General features: G+C 48.0%; 15 protein-coding genes and 1 pseudogene. 13 read left to right on the forward strand and 3 right to left on the reverse strand.

The genetic code is table 11. The features are described from left to right. Positions 1–22: 22 nt before the first annotated feature. From QUE65_RS02215 to ompA, 3 genes are all read right to left on the reverse strand, one after another. Positions 23–694, reverse strand: a complete 672-nt coding sequence (locus tag QUE65_RS02215; protein ID WP_458574763.1) for an HAD family hydrolase — start codon at positions 692–694, stop codon at positions 23–25. Beyond that, positions 691–1,389, reverse strand: coding sequence for a bifunctional 2-polyprenyl-6-hydroxyphenol methylase/3-demethylubiquinol 3-O-methyltransferase UbiG (gene ubiG / locus QUE65_RS02220; RefSeq protein WP_286281606.1), 699 nt, complete (start codon positions 1,387–1,389; stop codon positions 691–693). The genes QUE65_RS02215 and ubiG overlap by 4 nt, the downstream gene beginning before the upstream one ends. 91 nt (positions 1,390–1,480) lie before the next feature. Beyond that, entirely contained in the window at positions 1,481–2,089 is a 609-nt protein-coding gene (gene ompA / locus QUE65_RS02225) for an outer membrane protein OmpA (RefSeq protein WP_286281609.1), read from the reverse strand. 146 nt (positions 2,090–2,235) lie between these two features. On the opposite strand from ompA, the gene gyrA reads away from it, so the two are divergent. The 13 genes and pseudogenes from gyrA to rfaD all read left to right on the forward strand — a co-directional run bounded on the left by gyrA (position 2,236) and on the right by rfaD (position 17,975). Then, a complete protein-coding gene (gene gyrA, locus QUE65_RS02230) occupies positions 2,236–4,917 on the forward strand; it encodes a DNA gyrase subunit A (protein ID WP_286281611.1) in 2,682 nt (893 codons plus the stop codon). Between the two features lie 28 nt (positions 4,918–4,945). After that, entirely contained in the window at positions 4,946–6,040 is a 1,095-nt protein-coding gene (serC, locus tag QUE65_RS02235) for a 3-phosphoserine/phosphohydroxythreonine transaminase (RefSeq protein WP_286282396.1), read from the forward strand. Continuing rightward, the gene (gene pheA / locus QUE65_RS02240; RefSeq protein WP_286281613.1) at positions 6,040–7,122 is read left to right on the forward strand and encodes a prephenate dehydratase; all 1,083 of its coding nucleotides are present in this window, start codon (positions 6,040–6,042) and stop codon (positions 7,120–7,122) included. The genes serC and pheA overlap by 1 nt, the downstream gene beginning before the upstream one ends. 11 nt (positions 7,123–7,133) lie before the next feature. Then, positions 7,134–8,270 carry a histidinol-phosphate transaminase gene (gene hisC / locus QUE65_RS02245; RefSeq protein ID WP_286281614.1) on the forward strand — a complete coding sequence of 379 codons (1,137 nt, stop codon included), beginning with the start codon at positions 7,134–7,136 and terminating at the stop codon, positions 8,268–8,270. Then, on the forward strand, positions 8,267–9,136 hold the full coding sequence (locus QUE65_RS02250; RefSeq protein ID WP_286281615.1) for a prephenate dehydrogenase: 870 nt from the start codon (positions 8,267–8,269) through the stop codon (positions 9,134–9,136). The genes hisC and QUE65_RS02250 overlap by 4 nt, the downstream gene beginning before the upstream one ends. After that, positions 9,136–10,455 carry a 3-phosphoshikimate 1-carboxyvinyltransferase gene (gene aroA / locus QUE65_RS02255; protein ID WP_286281618.1) on the forward strand — a complete coding sequence of 440 codons (1,320 nt, stop codon included), beginning with the start codon at positions 9,136–9,138 and terminating at the stop codon, positions 10,453–10,455. The genes QUE65_RS02250 and aroA overlap by 1 nt, the downstream gene beginning before the upstream one ends. Positions 10,456–10,478: 23 nt before the next feature. Then, on the forward strand, positions 10,479–11,144 hold the full coding sequence (cmk, locus tag QUE65_RS02260) for a (d)CMP kinase (RefSeq protein ID WP_286281620.1): 666 nt from the start codon (positions 10,479–10,481) through the stop codon (positions 11,142–11,144). Between the two features lie 110 nt (positions 11,145–11,254). Continuing rightward, on the forward strand, positions 11,255–12,928 hold the full coding sequence (gene rpsA, locus QUE65_RS02265) for a 30S ribosomal protein S1 (protein WP_215371615.1): 1,674 nt from the start codon (positions 11,255–11,257) through the stop codon (positions 12,926–12,928). A gap of 39 nt (positions 12,929–12,967) precedes the next feature. Beyond that, positions 12,968–13,264, forward strand: a pseudogene (locus tag QUE65_RS02270) (integration host factor subunit beta); the annotation flags it as partial. A gap of 115 nt (positions 13,265–13,379) precedes the next feature. Further along, positions 13,380–14,591, forward strand: coding sequence for a lipopolysaccharide assembly protein LapB (lapB, locus tag QUE65_RS02275; RefSeq protein ID WP_286281621.1), 1,212 nt, complete (start codon positions 13,380–13,382; stop codon positions 14,589–14,591). A 48-nt stretch (positions 14,592–14,639) separates the two neighbouring features. Beyond that, positions 14,640–16,004, forward strand: a complete 1,365-nt coding sequence (locus QUE65_RS02280; RefSeq protein ID WP_286281623.1) for a UDP-glucose dehydrogenase family protein — start codon at positions 14,640–14,642, stop codon at positions 16,002–16,004. 22 nt (positions 16,005–16,026) lie between these two features. Continuing rightward, positions 16,027–16,959, forward strand: coding sequence for a D-glycero-beta-D-manno-heptose-7-phosphate kinase (gene rfaE1, locus QUE65_RS02285; RefSeq protein ID WP_286281625.1), 933 nt, complete (start codon positions 16,027–16,029; stop codon positions 16,957–16,959). Then, complete coding sequence (rfaD, locus tag QUE65_RS02290) at positions 16,956–17,975, forward strand: ADP-glyceromanno-heptose 6-epimerase (RefSeq protein ID WP_286281626.1); 1,020 nt, start codon at positions 16,956–16,958, stop codon at positions 17,973–17,975. The genes rfaE1 and rfaD overlap by 4 nt, the downstream gene beginning before the upstream one ends. Positions 17,976–18,064 lie beyond the last annotated feature (89 nt).

Raw genomic sequence — 18,064 nt, forward strand, 5'->3', positions numbered from 1 at the left:
CTTTAGTGAATAAATTGCACTATTAATTTGTAAACAAAATTTGATTGAGATCGTGTGGGTGATGAATCATGTAGTCTGCGCCCCAGGTGTGCGGAGGTTCCTCGCATCCGCAATAGCCATAGAGCGCGGCTACTGTTTGCATTCCAGCAGCTTTACCAGACACAATATCCCGAATATCGTCCCCAATATAAATGGCTCGACTCGGATCAACTTTTGCAAGATGTGCGGCATGCAAAATGGGTTCTGGGTGTGGTTTAGAGTGCGGGGTGGTATCGCCTGAGACTACGCAATGCGCTCTTTTTAAAAGACCCATTTGCTCGGTAAGTGGCTGCGTAAATCGTTTCTGTTTGTTAGTCACAATTCCCCAAGGGATCTTGCATTCCTCAAGCTTTTGTAAAAGCGCTTCCATACCGTCATACAGTTTGCTGTGAACTAAAAGAGCCTCTTCATAGAAGCTTAAGAAGCGATCACGCAAGGCAAGGAACTCGGGGTGATCGGGATAAATCCCAAAACTTTTCTGAATCAATCCTCGAGCTCCGGCCGATGCCATCGGTCGAAGGATCTCATACGCCATGGGGGTGCGTTGATTAGCGATCAGCAAACGATTAGCTGCAGCAACCAAATCTGGCGCGGTATCGGCGAGCGTGCCATCAAGATCAAAAAAAACCCCCTCAAATACGGGCGTGCCCATCATTGTGGCTTACGGGTTGCCATCATATAGTTCACATCCGTATCGCTGCCTAAGCGATAAATTTGTGTGATGGGGTTGTAGGTCATCCCCTTGAGCTCGATGACTTCCAAACCAGCTGCCCGAGTAAATTGAGCCAACTCGGACGGCTTAATAAATTTTTCATATTGGTGGGTACCTTTTGGAAGCAGTTGCAAAATATACTCCGCGCCAATAATGGCAAAAAGGTAGGACTTTGGATTGCGATTCAGGGTGGAAAAGAAAATATGCCCACTGGGTTTGCATAGCTTTGCACATGCTTGTACTACTGAAGATGGATCGGGAACATGCTCCAACATCTCCATGCAAGTAACTACATCATACGATTGGGATTCTTCTTTTGCCAAGTCTTCGGCCGAAATTGTTAGATAACGAACAGAGGTGCCACTTTCAAGCTGGTGTAATTCAGCAACTTTAAGGGCCTTGGTCGATAAATCAATGCCAGTTACGGTCGCTCCTGCTTTAGAGAGCGACTCAGCAAGTATCCCGCCGCCGCATCCCACATCAAGTATTCGTTTGCCTTGTAAATTCGTAATCGATTGAATCCAGCCGAGCCGCAGGGGATTGATGGCATGCAGAGGTTTGAATTCGCTAGTCGGATCCCACCAGCGATGCGCTAGGGCACTAAATTTATCAATCTCACTGTGGTCGACATTGCTCATTGGAAAGCCCATTTAAAAGAATAAGTAAGACTATACAAAAAAAGCAATAAAAAAGCCCGGCGAACCGGGCTTTGCAGTCCAGAGGACTAAATTACTTAACAGCTTGGGTGCCAACTACTTCGATCACAGCACGACGGTTCTTGGCACGGCCTTCTGCAGTTGCATTGCTGGCAACTGGATCGGCTTTACCTTTACTTTCGGTATAAACACGAGTTGCTTCTACACCGCCATCATTGGTCAAGAATGCTTTAACCGCATTGGCACGGCGCTGGCCGAGGGCAATGTTGTAGGCATCGGTACCGACGCTATCGGTATAACCAACAATAATGACTACTTCAAGCTTCATCTTTTTGATGTCTTGAGCAAGTTTATTCAGGGTTGCAACACCTTCGGACTTCAAATTGGACTTGTCAAAATCAAACAAGGTATCCGCTTGCAGGGTGATTTTCTTCTGGGTCACTTTGCTTGCAGCTGCAGCAGGAGCAGCAGCAGCAGGCTTAGGAGCGAGCCAGCCATCGCAATTTGGAGCAGCAGTTGCTGGGGTCCAAGTCGCATCGCGCCAGCACAGGGTGCCATCGCCGTTTCTCCATGGTGTACCTGTGGAGTTTACCCAGTTATCAACATTCTTTGGCTGGGCCATCGCTGAACCGGCAGAAATCGTAATAACTGCAGCGAGTATCAGTTTTAGGGTTTTGTTCATTTTTTATCCTCAAAAAACATTTAATAAATTAATGCAACCGAATCGCCTAAAAGCCCAAAAAAGCCTAAAGCGCTACAACATAAATAGGTACTAACTATCAGAATATTAGCACAGGTTATGTGTCTACGAAATGATATTATTTCGAGATGGAACAAGCCGCTAAAGAAACACTCCCGATATCCCTAGAAGACGAAATGCGGCGGTCCTATTTGGACTACGCCATGAGCGTAATTGTCGGCAGAGCCTTGCCGGACGTGCGGGATGGGTTAAAACCCGTGCACCGTCGGGTTTTATACGCCATGTATGAATTAAACAACGATTGGAACCGGGCTTTTAAGAAATCTGCACGTATTGTGGGTGACGTGATCGGTAAATACCACCCTCATGGCGATACGGCGGTTTATGACACGATCGTCCGCATGGCCCAGGATTTCTCATTGCGCTACATGTTGGTCGACGGTCAGGGTAACTTCGGATCGGTCGATGGTGATAATGCAGCGGCAATGCGGTACACCGAGATTCGGCTTCGTAAGATCGCCCATGAGCTATTAGCGGATTTGGATAAGGAGACCGTTGACTTTGGGCCGAACTATGACGGCAGTGAAAAAGAACCGCTGATCCTTCCTGCAAAGGTTCCCAACCTGTTAATTAATGGCTCCTCCGGCATTGCGGTAGGAATGGCCACCAATATTCCACCTCATAACTTGGACGAGGTCATCAAGGCCTGCCTTCATGTCCTGCATCAGCCGGACTGCACCATTGATGAATTGATTGAGATTATTCCGGCACCCGATTTTCCAACCGCTGGAATCATATACGGCGTTCAGGGAGTTCGTGAGGGGTATCGCACTGGACGTGGTCGAGTTGTGATGCGTGCTAAGACCCATTTTGAGGATATGGATAAGGGGCAGCGCCAAGCCATCATTGTGGATGAGTTGCCCTATCAAGTGAATAAGAAAAACCTGCTTGAGCGCATTGCCGAGTTGGTCAATGAGAAAAAAATTGAGGGCATCTCGGATTTGCGCGATGAGTCTGACAAATCGGGAATGCGCGTTGTAATCGAACTGAAGCGCGGTGAAGTACCCGAAGTCGTTCTCAATAATCTATATAAGAGCACCCAGCTTCAAGACAACTTCGGTATGAATATGGTGGCTCTGGTAGACAATCAGCCTCGTCTACTAAACCTTAAGCAAATGCTTGAGTATTTCTTGGCACATCGCCGCGAGGTGATTACACGACGTACCATTTTTGAGTTACGTAAAGCGCGTGAACGAGGCCATGTTCTTGAAGGTCTTGCTGTTGCCCTGGCCAATATCGATCGATTTATTGCCATCATTAAAGCAGCTGCCAATCCAGTGGTTGCCAAACAGGAGTTAATGGCTCAAGCTTGGGACTCATCGTTAGTTCGCGAGATGCTAGCCCGCGCTGAAGGCGAGGCTCCAGGTGGTCGTAACGCCTTCCGACCCGAAGGTCTTTTGCCAGAGTATGGCATGCAAGACAGCGGACTCTACCGCTTATCCGACGATCAAGCCCAAGAAATTCTGCAAATGCGCCTCCAGCGTTTGACTGGTCTTGAGCAAGACAAGATCGTGAACGAGTACAAAGAAGTGATGGATCAAATTGCTGATCTATTGGATCTGCTTGCAAAGCCTGAGCGCGTCACTAAAGTGATTGAGACCGAGTTGCTCGAAGTAAAGGCAGAGTTTGGTGCTGATGGCAGCGACTCAGGTCGTCGCTCATTCATCGAAATGAATGCCACAGAGCTCTTTACTGAAGATTTAATTACCCCAACCGATATGGTGGTAACACTTTCTCACGCTGGGTACATGAAGAGCCAACCCTTGAGCGAATACCGGGCACAAAAGCGTGGGGGCCGGGGCAAGCAAGCGGCAGCAACGAAGGATGAAGACTGGATTGACACCCTGTTTGTCGCCAATACGCACGATACGATTTTGTGTTTCTCCGACCGTGGTCGGATGTATTGGTTAAAGGTTTGGGAAGTTCCACAGGGAAGCCGAACATCGCGCGGCAAACCAATTGTCAATATGTTCCCCTTAGTCGAGGGCGAAAAGATCACTGTGATTTTGCCGATTCAGGGTTATGAAGATGATCACTATGTGTTTATGGCAACTCGCCGGGGCACCGTAAAGAAAACTCGCTTATCAGACTTTTCGAATCCTCGCAAAGCCGGAATCATTGCGGTTGATTTAGATGAGGGCGACTTTTTGGTTGGAGCGGCTATTACAGACGGTAAGCATGATGTGATGTTGTTCTCGGATGCAGGTAAAGCCGTTCGTTTTGATGAGAATGATGTACGACCTATGGGTCGCACCGCCCGCGGTGTTCGTGGCATGAATCTCTCGGATGGGCAAGAGGTGATCGCCATGCTAGTTGCTCCTGCGGAAGTTGCCGAGGGGGCTGTGGCGGCAGTTGAAGATTTCGCAGCGCCAAATAGCGTTCTAACCGCCACCGAGAATGGTTACGGTAAGCGCACCCCGATTGCTGAGTACACTCGTCATGGGCGCGGTACGAAGGGCATGATTGCAATTCAGACCAGCGAGAGAAATGGTAAGGTCGTTGCAGCAGCCCTAGTTTCACCAGAAGATCAAATCATGTTAATTACCACGGGTGGAGTGCTCGTTCGTACGCGGGTATCCGAGATTCGGGAGATGGGTCGTGCCACACAGGGCGTCACTCTAATTAACGTCGATGAAGGAACCCATTTATCTGGATTGCAACGCATCGCGGAGAGTGATTCGGATGAAGAAGGCGATGACATGGGCGATGAGCAAAGCAATAGCGAGTCAGATGTATCGCCTGATGCCTAAGCTGAGCCTCGACTAACCGGACTGCATGATGAGTTTTGACCGCCGCATTTATAACTTCGCAGCGGGCCCGGCAACCTTACCCGATGAGGTTTTGGAGCAAGCTCGCGACGAACTCTTGAACTGGCAGGGTCTCGGTACAAGTGTGATGGAAATTAGTCACCGCAGCAAAGAGTTTATGGCGGTCTATGAAAAAACTCTAGCTGATCTTCGTGAGCTCATGGCTATTCCAAGCGATTATGAAATCTTGTTACTGCAAGGTGGGGGTATCGGTCAGAATGCGGCGATTCCAATGAACTTGATGCCACTAGCAAGTAAACCCAAAGCAGACTTTGTAGTGACTGGAATTTGGTCTGAGAAATCAGTTAAGGAAGCGCAAAAATATGGGGAAGCTCATATCGCTGCTAGTTCGCAAGCACAGGGATTTCGATCGATTCCCGATCAAAGCACATGGACCTTATCCCAAGATGCAGCCTATGTGCACATTTGTGCGAATGAGACGATCGGCGGCGTTGAATTTGCTAAGTTTCCAAAGCTTGGTAAGACCCCTTTGGTTGCTGATATATCCAGTAATATTCTTTCGAAGGCAATGAATGTGAGCGAGTGTGGCGTACTTTTCGCAGGCGCTCAGAAGAATATTGGCCCTGCTGGCGTGACCATTGTGATTGTGCGCAAAGACCTCATGGGTCATGCGATGCCCATTACCCCTTCAATCTGGGATTGGGCAAAGGAAGCAGCAAATCAATCGATGTTTAATACTCCACCCACTTTCCCAATTTATGTTTCCGGCTTAGTATTTGAATGGATTAAGCGGCAAGGTGGAGTAGCGGAAATGGAGCGTCGTAGTCAGCAAAAGTCGTCGATGCTATATGAATTTATTGACCGAAGTTCGCTTTATGAAAGTCGTGTGGATCCAAAGTGCCGCTCGAGAACCAATGTTACTTTCTTTCTGAAAGACGAAGGTTTAAATGCAGAGTTTTTGGAACAATCGAGCGCCGCTGGTCTGGCGGCCTTACGAGGTCATAAGGCCGCTGGAGGGATGCGCGCTAGTATTTACAATGCGATGCCAGTTGCGGGCGTTAAGACCTTGGTGGAGTTTATGCGAGAGTTTGAAAGGCGTGCCTAATGTCAAATGATGATCAACGATTGGCTCCGCTTCGCGCTCAAATTGATGCGATTGATCAAGAGCTGTTAGAGCTTATATCCAAGCGAGCAAAGGCCGCTCAAGAAGTCGGCCATATTAAGAATGAGTCATCTGCGCCTATTTTTCGTCCTGAACGAGAAAATCAGGTGATCCAGAATGTTTTGCAAAAAAATCCCGGCCCGTTACTGGCCGATGGCCTTGCTTCGATCTGGCGCGAAATCATGTCGGCATGCCGCGCCTTGGAATCCAAGCAAACCATCGCATATTTAGGGCCAACCGGTACCTTCTCGGAGCAAGCGGCGCATCAATTCTTTGGCCAGTCGATTTCTGGTTTGCCATGCGTGAGTTTGGATGAGGTCTTCAAAGCCGTTGAAAAAGGAGCCGCCACCTTTGGCGTTGTGCCGGTTGAGAATTCCAGCGAAGGAGCTGTTTCTCGAACCTTAGATTTGCTGCTAGAGAGCCCACTGCAAATTAGTGGTGAAGTTGTGTTGCCCATCCGGCATCATTTGTTAACAAAGCATGGAAATTTAGATGGCGTAAAAACGGTTTGTGCCCATGCCCAGGCTTTGGCCCAATGCCAACAGTGGTTAAGTGTGCATGCCCCTCAATTACAGCGTCAAGCCGTCAGTAGCAATGCCGAGGCTGCGCGGATGGCGAGCAAGGATTCAAGTATTGCTGCGATTGCAGGTGAGCCAGCCCAATTGGCGTATGGTTTGCAAATCGTTTCAGCTCAGATTCAGGATGATCCCAACAACCGCACACGATTTGTCGTGATCGGCCAATATGCCTGCCAGCCATGCGGACAAGATCAGACTTCTTTGGTGCTGTCGGTTGCCAATCAACCTGGGGCCGTTCACCACTTATTGGGACCATTGGCTAAGCATGGCGTCTCCATGACACGGTTCGAATCGCGACCAGCCCGCAAGGGATCTTGGGAATACCATTTCTATATTGATATTGAAGGGCATACCAGTGATGCCAAGGTAGCAACTGCGATTGCTGAGTTAAAAACGATTGCTGCTTTTTATAAAAACCTTGGTTCCTATCCCCGCGCTAAAAATTAAGAGCCTGATTCATGTCCAAAAAAATTGGCTTAGACCATGTGCACGCGATTGCACCCTATGTTGGCGGTAGACCCATTAGCGAGGTAGCGCGCGAGTTTGGTTTAGACGAAAGCGCGATTGTGAAGTTGGCTTCTAATGAAAATCCTTTGGGAATGCCAACATCGGCCAAAGCAGCAATGTTGCGAGCCGCCAATGATCTGGGCCGTTATCCTGATTCCAATGGTTTTGAACTCAAGCAGGTTTTATCAAAACGTCTTGGGATTCCAGAAGACTGGATTACCTTGGGAAATGGCAGCAATGATATTTTGGAGCTCACCGCCAGAGCAGTGGCGCACGCTGGCGATGCTGTCGTATTTTCTAAACACGCGTTTGCGGTTTACCCCTTAGCAACTCAAGCAATTGGTGCCAAAGCAGTGGAAGTTACCGCCGATGCAAGGTACGGACACGATCTGCCGGCCATGCTACAGACCTTGCGATCACTCGGGCAAACTGCCAAGTTGGTATTCGTAGCGAACCCAAATAATCCTACCGGTAGTTATCTTGAACCCAAAGTCATTGAGTCATTTCTCGCCCAAGTACCACCTCATGTCGTGGTGGTACTAGACGAGGCATATAACGAGTACCTTGCCCCAGAGCAGCGCTACGACGCAATCGCTTGGGTAAAAAAATATCCTAATTTAGTGGTCTCACGCAGCTTTTCGAAAGCTTACGGATTGGCAGGACTGCGGATTGGCTATGGTATTGCACAACCCCATTTAACGGATCTGCTAAACCGAATTCGACAGCCGTTTAATGTCAATAGCTTGGCACAAGCTGCCGCAATTGCAGCCCTAGGCGACGACGCATTTTTACAGCAGGGTTATGAATTAAATCGAGCCGGTTATAAACAGTTGACAAATGCTTTTGAACAAATGGGTTTAACTTACTTACCTTCATCCGGAAATTTTGTCTTAGTGAAGGTGGGTAATGATAATGAAGCGGGTGTACGCGTTAACCGCGAGTTATTAAAGCGGGGTGTAATTGTGCGACCCGTTGGTAACTATGGGCTACCCCAATGGCTCAGAATCTCGATCGGTTTGCCAGAAGAGAATGCTATTTGCATTCAAGCCCTCAACGCCATTCTGAATCAGCCACAAGGTACGGCATGAGTCGCAATCAGTTTGGAACGGTCGCCATTGTTGGAGTTGGTTTAATTGGCGGATCGATTGGCTTGGCGCTCAAGAAAGCTGGGGTTGTTACTGAAGTAATCGGCGTGGGTCGAAGCGCAAGCAATCTTGAAGAGGCTAAAAAATTAGGCGTGATTGATCGTATTGATGACCTTGAGGGCGCATGTAAACAAGCCCAGTGGATCGTTTTATGTGTTCCCGTTGCGCAAATGCGCGCATGCTTTCAAACGATTGAGCCGCATTTAAATCCGCACACTTTAATTACGGATGCAGGCAGCACTAAAAGCGACCTGATTGTGGCGGCCAAGGAGATTTTGGGGAAGAAGGTTTGTCAATTTGTTCCAGCCCATCCGATTGCGGGCGGGGCACAACATGGCGTTGTTGCCGCAAAAGCTAATTTATTTGAGGGAAAGCAAACCATTATTTGTCAGTTGCAAGAGAACTCTGCTGCGGATGTGGCTTTGGTCGAGAGTTTTTGGCAGGCACTGGGTTCGCGTATCAAAGGGATATCGGCAATTCAGCACGATGCAATCTACGCAGCGGTTTCGCATTTACCTCATTTGCTATCGTATGCCCTAATGACGAGCGTTCTGAATTCTGAGGATGCGGAGCAAAAACTTGGTCACGCAGGCGCAGGATTTAGGGATTTCACACGAATAGCCGCTTCCAGCCCAGAGATGTGGCGTGATATTTGCCTTGCTAATAAATCAGCGATTTTGCAGGAACTGGACCAATATCTCGTGATTGCTAAGGCTCTACGTGAGCTGATTGCTAAAGAGGATTCGCAAGCGCTTGAGAAGGTTTTTCTTAAAGCCAGTGAAGCGCGCAAGCGGTGGGAAGAGTCGTAATGGCGAGCGAGTCATTGCAGATTGGACCTTTTCAAGGCGCTAAGGGTCAGATGACCTTGCCTGGATCAAAAAGTATTTCGAATCGGGCATTGTTACTCGCAGCATTAGCAAGCGGTACGACTTCTCTTAAGCAATTGCTTGATGCGGATGATACCCAGGTGATGCGAAATGCCTTGCGCCAATTGGGTGTGAAGGTTGAGGATCATGGTCGTGATTGCATTGTGACTGGTTGTGCTGGCATTTTTCCAGTGAAGCATGCTGATTTATTTATGGGTAATGCTGGAACCGCGATCCGGCCTCTCACGGCAGCATTGGTCATGCAAGAAGGCCAATACCGGCTCTCTGGGGTGCCGCGGATGCATGAGCGACCGATTGGTGATTTAGTTGATGGACTTCAGCAAATTGGTGCACAGATTGCTTACGAGCAAGCGATTGGTTATCCACCAATCCAAATCCATGCAGCTAGGGTTGCACCACCTGAAGTAATTCGAGTGCGGGGCGATGTCTCCAGCCAATTTCTAACTGCTTTATTGATGGCACTGCCTCTCGTAGCCCGTAAACCAATTCAAATTGAAGTGATTGGTGAGCTCATTTCTAGGCCATACATCAACATTACGATTCAATTAATGGCTCAGTTTGGGGTGGAGGTTAAGAATCCAACGCCGCATCAGTTTGTGATTGCCCCCACCCAAACGGGAGCCGTATACAAGAGCCCACAAACCCTCTGGGTTGAGGGTGATGCATCCTCCGCATCCTATTTTTTGGCAGCCGGTGTACTTGGTCGTGGTCCGGTGCGCGTTCTTGGGGTTGGTAAGGCCAGCATTCAAGGTGATATTGCTTTTGCAGATGCCATTGAGCAAATGGGAGCACGCGTGTTGCGTGGCGATGATTTTTTAGAAACTTGCGGTGTAAATCATCCTGATGGAATGTTGCGAGGGATCACAATTGACTGTACAACGATTCCAGATGCAGCGATGACCTTAGCCGTGATGGCATTATTTGCCCAAGGAAAAACACGATTAGAGAAAATTGCTAGTTGGCGGGTGAAAGAAACAGACCGAATTGCAGCCATGGCAACCGAACTGCGCAAATTAGGGGCTGTGGTTCATGAGGGTGATGATTTCATTGAGATTCATCCATTAAGTAATGGGCAATGGCAGACTCCACCAATGGGAATCGATACCTATGACGATCACCGCATGGCGATGTGTTTCTCGTTAGCAGCTTTCGGTCCAAAGCCAATCGTGATTAATGATCCGCTTTGCGTTGCTAAAACCTTTCCGCATTACTTTTCAGAGTTAGCACGAATTGCTGATTAATTTCTCGTGAAGGAGTACTTGGGTTGAACCAGCCCCCAGTTATTGCAATCGACGGACCTACTGCCTCTGGTAAGGGGACAGTGGCTATGCACGTTGCAAATCACCTTGGATTTCATTACCTGGACAGCGGTGCCCTGTATCGTCTAGTGGCTCTTGCTAGCCAACAAAAAGGGATTTCGCCATCCGATTACCGCGCTTTGGGTGAGCTTGCCCTTACCATGCAGATTGAATTTAAAAATGGACTAGTTTTCCTCGGAAATCTGGATGTCACAGAGGCCATTCGAAACGAGTCGATTGGGGTTTTGGCATCTCAAATTGCAGTTTATCCAGAGGTACGAGATGCTCTATTAGCCCTCCAGAGGGGGTTTCGAAGGAGTCCAGGCTTGGTGGCCGATGGCCGAGATATGGCGAGCCGGATCTTTACCAATGCCCTTTTAAAGGTATTTTTAACTGCTAGCGTCGAGGCTCGGGCGGAGCGTCGATATAAGCAATTGATCGCTAAGGGAATTTCTGCTAGAATGAATGTCCTTTTGCAAGATTTGCAGGAACGTGATGCCCGCGACATTCAACGGGCAACCGCGCCTTTGAAGCAAGTAGAAGGGGCTTATTTGCTCGATACCTCGAAGTTATCCGTTGATCAAGCAGTTGATCAGGTACTTTCTTGGTACCAAGTTGCAAGTCGTAAATAGAAATTAGAAGTTGAAGTTTGGTGCTTAAGTTAGCTCCTACGGTAAAAAATCCGCTAACTTGAGTTTGATTAACCTAACCCGTCAGTAGTTGACGGCACAAAGTGAACCTCATGTCTGAATCTTTTGCAGCACTATTTGAAGAATCCCTAACCCGTTCTAATATGAAAACCGGCCAGGTTATTTCGGCCGAAGTCGTTCGTATTGATCATAATTTTGTGGTTGTTAATGCCGGCCTTAAGTCCGAAGCATTCATACCCGTTGAAGAATTCCAAAATGACCAGGGCGAGCTCGAAGTTAACCCTGGTGATTTCGTATCCGTCGCAATTGATGCCTTAGAAAATGGCTATGGCGATACGATTTTGTCACGCGATAAGGCAAAACGCCTTGCATCTTGGATGAACCTTGAAAAAGCCCTCGAAGGGGCTGAGATCGTTACTGGTACTGTTACCGGTAAGGTAAAAGGTGGATTGACCGTGATGGTGAATGGTATTCGTGCCTTTTTGCCTGGATCGCTCGTTGATACCCGTCCAATCAAAGATACCAGTCCTTACGAAGGTAAGACGATGGAGTTTAAGGTCATTAAATTAGACCGTAAGCGAAATAACGTCGTTCTCTCGCGCCGTGCGGTGGTTGAGGCCAGCCAAGGTGAAGAGCGTGCGAAGATGATGTCTAACCTCCAAGAGGGTAGTGTTGTTCAGGGCACCATTAAGAATATTACCGATTACGGCGCATTCGTTGATCTCGGTGGTATCGATGGTCTTCTTCACATTACCGACTTGGCATGGCGTCGTGTACGCCACCCCAGCGAGATGCTGACCGTTGGTCAAGAGGTAACTGCGAAGATTCTGAAGTTTGATCAAGAGAAAAACCGTGTTTCCTTGGGTATCAAGCAGTTAGGCGACGATCCTTGGGTTGGTATTGCGCGTCGTTACCCTCCAAACACACGTCTTTTTGGTAAGGTCACTAATCTGACCGATTACGGCGCATTCGTTGAAATCGAGAGCGGCATTGAAGGTTTGGTTCACGTATCGGAAATGGATTGGACCAATAAGAACGTGGCTCCAAGCAAAGCAGTTTCCTTGGGAACTGAAGTGGAAGTCATGGTCTTGGATATTGATGAAGATAAGCGTCGTATTAGCTTAGGTATTAAGCAATGCAAAGCAAATCCATGGGAAGAGTTCTCACGTAGCCATCAAAAGGGTGACAAGATTAAAGGAGCTATTAAGTCGATTACCGATTTTGGCGTCTTTATTGGCTTACCTGGTGGAATTGATGGTTTGGTTCACTTATCTGATTTGTCTTGGAATGAACCAGGCGAAGAAGCAGTCAAGGCATTTAAGAAAGGCGATGAGCTAGAGGCCGTTGTATTGGCAATTGATGTTGAGAAAGAACGCATCTCGCTTGGTATCAAACAAATGTCAGGCGATCCCTTCAATAACTTTACCTCGACGAGTGATAAAGGCAGTATGGTCACCGGTACCGTGAAGAGCGTTGATGCGAAGGGCGCTGTGATTGCTCTTGCTGATGAGGTGGAAGGTTATCTGCGTGCCTCCGAGATTTCGACCGATCGTGTTGAAGATGCACGCAATGCTCTGAAAGAGGGCGATTCTGTCACCGCCATGATCATTAATATCGATCGCAAATCACGTTCGATTAATTTATCGATCAAGGCAAAAGATAGCGCTGATCAACAAGATGCTATGAATAAGTTACAGGGCGATGCTGGCTCTGGCACGACTAATCTTGGCGCCCTGTTGAAAGCGAAGATGGATAATCAAAACTAAGGTGATTCCGCCATCCATGCGGTGGCGGGCTAATTAGATATGTCAGATCAAGAGCACCAAGCGATAACCCGTTCTGAGCTTGTAGAGAGCCTTGCGGAGCAGTTTCCGCAACTCTTGCCTCGGGATGTGGAGCTAGCAGTTAAAACCTTGCTTGATACGATGACCCAAGCGTTGGCTGAGGGAAAGCGTATTGAGCTGCGGGGTGTGGGCAGTTTTGTATTGCATCATCGACCTGCTCGTACCGGACGCAATCCCAAGTCAGGTGAAAAGGTTCTTATTCCAGAAAAGCGTGTTCCTCACTTCAAACCAGGTAAGGAACTTCGTGAACGCGTTGATTACAAGCCGCTCGATCAAAAAATTATTCTTGATTCAGGTAGTTCGGGTGCCTAATCCTGTGGTGGTAGATCTCCCAAGGATCTAAAAATAGTACGTCTATTCATTCGCCACTGAAATGATTCAAATTGAAACCGGTTGGTTACTCCTGATCCCGATCTTTTTTGGTTTGGGTTGGCTAGCTTCTCGCTGGGATTTGCGCTTAGAGGCACGCCAGGATGAGCGTGAGCGACTAAAACAGCAGCGCTCTACGTTTAAGGGTTTAAATCTATTACTCAATGAACAACCGGATCAGGCGATCGAAACCCTAGTCAAGGTCGCTCAATTGGATCCAGAAACGGTTGATTTGCATTTTTCCCTGGGCAATCTATTTCGTCGTCGCGGTGAGACCGAGCGAGCAATTCGCGTTCATCAACATCTGGCCAACCGTGAAGATTTAAAGCCGCGTGATCGAGATCATGCTGCTTATGAGCTTGGCCGTGATTTTTTGCGAGCAGGCTTATTGGATCGCGCTGAAGCGTCTCTCAATCAAGTCGGTGCGGGTAAATATGCCATACCGGCCAAAGAGAGTCTTTTAGAGATGTACCAGGTTGAGAAGGATTGGAAAAAAGCAATCATTGCTGCTAACGAACTGCAGGGTTTGCAAGACAAAAGCCATCAATTAGAAATCGCGCAGTTCTATTGTGAGATTGCTCAAGAGGCTTTGCGACGGGCTGATTTTCCTGAGGCAGAGGGAGCAATCCATCACGCGCTATCGGCAATTCCAAATCATGCGCGCGCTCTAATATTGCAAGGGGATTTCTATTTAGCGAATGAGCGCCCCCAACAAGCGATCGATGTTTGGGCAATCGTGGCGAGAGAAAATCCGGCTTATATGCACTTAGTGGCTGATCGTTGGATGGCGGCACATCATGCTGTAAATCAGGTGAATCTCGGCTTGGATCAATTACTTGCCCTCCTAAAAACACAAGCCATTGGTGAGCTCTTGGATATTGTGCATAAGCATATGATGCAAATTCGGGGGGCTCAGGCGGCCGAGGTGATGTTGGTCGATGTTATGCAACATTCACCGACGCTCAGTGCATTATCAAAGTTAGCAGAAACCCGTTTAGCCTTAGCCGAGGTGACTGGTCCAGAAACGAGGGTGGCTGATCTTAAATCCACTCTTGGATTGTTAAAACAGCGGACAACCGCCTTAGCACGTTATACCTGTGGAAATTGCGGATTTCGGGCAAGGCGTTTTTATTGGCAATGCCCTGGCTGTAATCATTGGGAGGCATACTCCCCGCGACGGACTGAAGGCGCAGTTCCAAGCGGTCCGTCGATGTAATAAATCATGCAAATCATCCAGTTAATATTCGATATTTAGGGGTAAGGATTGAAAGTTACTATCGTTGGCAGTGGCTATGTAGGATTGGTTACCGGGGCGTGTCTAGCCGAACTTGGTAACGCAGTTTTTTGCTTAGACCTCGACCAAAAAAAAATCGATATCTTAAATTCTGGCGGAGTCCCAATTTACGAACCTGGATTGCAAGAAATGATTGCCCGCAATCGCTCTGCAGGGCGCATTCAATTTTCGACCGACGTTGCGGCGGCTGTTGAACATGGTGAAATTCAGTTTATTGCCGTAGGAACCCCTCCGGATGAAGATGGCTCTGCGGATCTGCAGTATGTGATTGCTGCGGCTCGTAATATCGGTAAATACATGAATAGTTCAAAGGTCATCGTTGATAAGTCGACGGTGCCGGTTGGTACAGCTGAAAAAGTCACGGCAGCGATTGTTGAGGAGTTAAAAAAACGTAATTTAGATCCTGCATGGTGCTCGGTGGTTTCTAACCCGGAGTTCTTGAAAGAGGGTGCTGCAGTCGAGGACTTCATGCGCCCAGATCGCATTGTGATTGGAACTAATCACGATGCTGCAGGTCTGCGCGCTAAAGAACTCATGCGTAAACTTTATGCGCCATTTAATCGGCATCACGAGCGCACCTATTACATGGACGTAAAGAGTGCTGAGCTCACAAAATACGCTGCCAATGCGATGTTGGCCACGCGTATCTCGTTTATGAATGAGCTTGCTAATTTAGCGGATGCGGTTGGCGCTGATATTGAAGCGGTACGTCAGGGCATTGGTTCGGACTCGCGGATTGGCTATGGATTTTTATACGCAGGAACTGGCTATGGTGGTTCTTGTTTCCCTAAGGATGTGTCGGCCTTATCCAAAACTGCCTTACAGCATGGACGAGATCTAAAAATCTTAGAGGCTGTCGAGGCTGTTAATCGCGAGCAAAAGACCATATTAATTGAAAAGATCACTAAACGTTTTGGTAATGATCTTTCTAAGCATCGATTTGCAATGTGGGGTTTGGCATTTAAACCGAATACCGATGATATGCGAGAGGCGCCCAGTCGTTTCATTATTGCGGAGCTGGTTAAGCGGGGCGCCCAAGTGGTCGCTCATGATCCAGTAGCAATGACAGAGGCCCAACATGCACTTGAATTGGATTTTCAGACAAAGCCCGATGAACTTAAGCGGGTTTCTTTAGTAAAGACTCCTGAGGATGCCTTAGCAGGGGCTAGCGCATTAATCATTGTGACCGAGTGGAAGGCATTTCGTAGCCCCGATTTTGATCACCTAAAGCAAGCAATGCAAAATCCGATCATTTTTGATGGACGCAATCTGTACGAGCCCCAGTCGATGACTGAGCTGGGTTTTGAGTATTACGGCATTGGTCGGCATAATTGAGTTATGAATTGAATCTAGAGCGATGACCGAAAAAGCCGACCGTACACAATTTAGCAAAACCCGCCTTTTGGTAGTGGGTGATGTCATGCTCGATCGCTATTGGTTTGGCGATACCAGTCGCATATCGCCTGAGGCCCCAGTTCCTGTGGTGCAGGTTGGCAAGATCGATGAGCGCTTAGGCGGTGCAGCGAACGTAGCTCGTAACGCATCTGCTTTGGGAGCGCAAACTAGTCTACTAGGGGTAATTGGAGTTGATGAGGCCGGCAAACGAGTGGAAGCCCTATTGCACGACAGTGGCGTGCATAGCTGCTTACAGACGGATTCACAAGTGCCTACTACCGTTAAATTAAGGGTCATAGCCCGTCAGCAACAATTGATTCGTTTAGACTTCGAGGAGGCCCCAAGTTCGGGTTCACTGGCTCAGAAGCTCAAGCAGTTTGAAACATTACTACCCGAGACCGATGTTGTCATCTTATCGGATTACGGTAAGGGCGCCTTAGAGCAAGTGACCAGCATGATTGCGCTAGCCAAGGCAAAACAAAAGATTGTTCTGGTCGACCCAAAGGGTGATGCGTATGCGAAGTACAAAGGTGCGAACGTATTAACTCCTAATCGAAGCGAATTGCGGCAAGTGGTCGGCGCGTGGTCGAGTGAAGCGGAGCTTAACCAAAAGGCTCAGGCCTTGAGAGAGCAGCTTGAGATCGACGCTTTACTGTTAACCCGCTCTGAGGAGGGCATGACATTATTTACATCGGCTGGCGCAAGTCATGTTCGTGCCCAGGCGCGGGAGGTATTTGATGTGTCAGGCGCTGGGGACACCGTGATCGCTACTTTAGCAGTCGCATTGGCTGCCAAATGGCCTCTGGAGCGTGCGATGGCCTTAGCTAATCGCGCTGGAGGCATAGTGGTCGGTAAACTGGGAACGGCAACCGTTTGCGCAGAGGAGCTACAGTGACCTATATTGTGACTGGTGCCGCCGGATTTGTGGGCGCCAATATTGTTCGTGCTTTAAATGCCCGTGGTGAAAAAAATATTATTGCGGTCGATGATTTGCGACCTGCAGACAAATATCGCAATTTGGCTGATTTGGATATCGCAGATTACGTTGATAAAAATGATTTTTTAGAAGGCTTTCATGAAGGCTGGTTTGGAAAAGTAAAAGCAGTTTTTCATGAGGGGGCATGTTCGGACACGATGGAGACTGATGGGGTTTTCATGATGAACAATAATTATCAGTACTCCATCAATCTTTACGAGATTTGTACTAATCAAAAGGTTCCATTTCTATATGCATCATCGGCTGCAACCTATGGAGGGTCCGATACGTTTGTGGAAGATCGGCAATATGAGAAGCCGTTAAATATTTATGGGTACTCAAAATTCCTATTTGACCAATACATGCGTGCACGCATGGCCGAGAAGGCTCCGACAGCTCAAGTTGTAGGCTTTCGGTATTTCAATGTATATGGACCGCGCGAATCTCATAAAGGGCGGATGGCCTCGGTTGCATTCCACCATTACCATCAGTTCAAAAAAAATCAAACGGTCAAATTATTTGGAGAATATGGCGGTTACGCACCTGGTCAGCAATCGCGCGACTTTGTTTCGGTTGAAGATGTAGTGAAAGTGAACCTCTTCTTCTTGGATCATCCAGATAAGAGTGGTATTTTTAATCTGGGTACCGGTCGCGCTCAACCCTTTAACGACGTTGCACTGACAACCGTGAATACTATGCGTAAGCTCGCCAATCAGTCGGCGTTACCCTTAGCGGATCTAGTTCAGCAGGGACTTATTCAATACATTCCTTTCCCGGATGATTTACGGGGTAAGTATCAGTGTTTTACCCAAGCAGATTTAGCTCAATTAAGGGCAGCAGGCTATAACGATAGCTTCTTAGATGTTGAGCACGGTGTCAGTCAATATATCGAATGGCTATCGGCTAATTCTGATTTTTTAGCAAATCCCCTCTAGATCATTTATTTCGTCAACCCAATCAACAATTGGGCGTTGAAGAAAGCCATGACACGTTCGTCATGGATTGTTCATCAACTGCAAAGGAG

Source organism: Polynucleobacter sp. HIN8 (assembly GCF_030297615.1).
GTDB lineage: Bacteria > Pseudomonadota > Gammaproteobacteria > Burkholderiales > Burkholderiaceae > Polynucleobacter.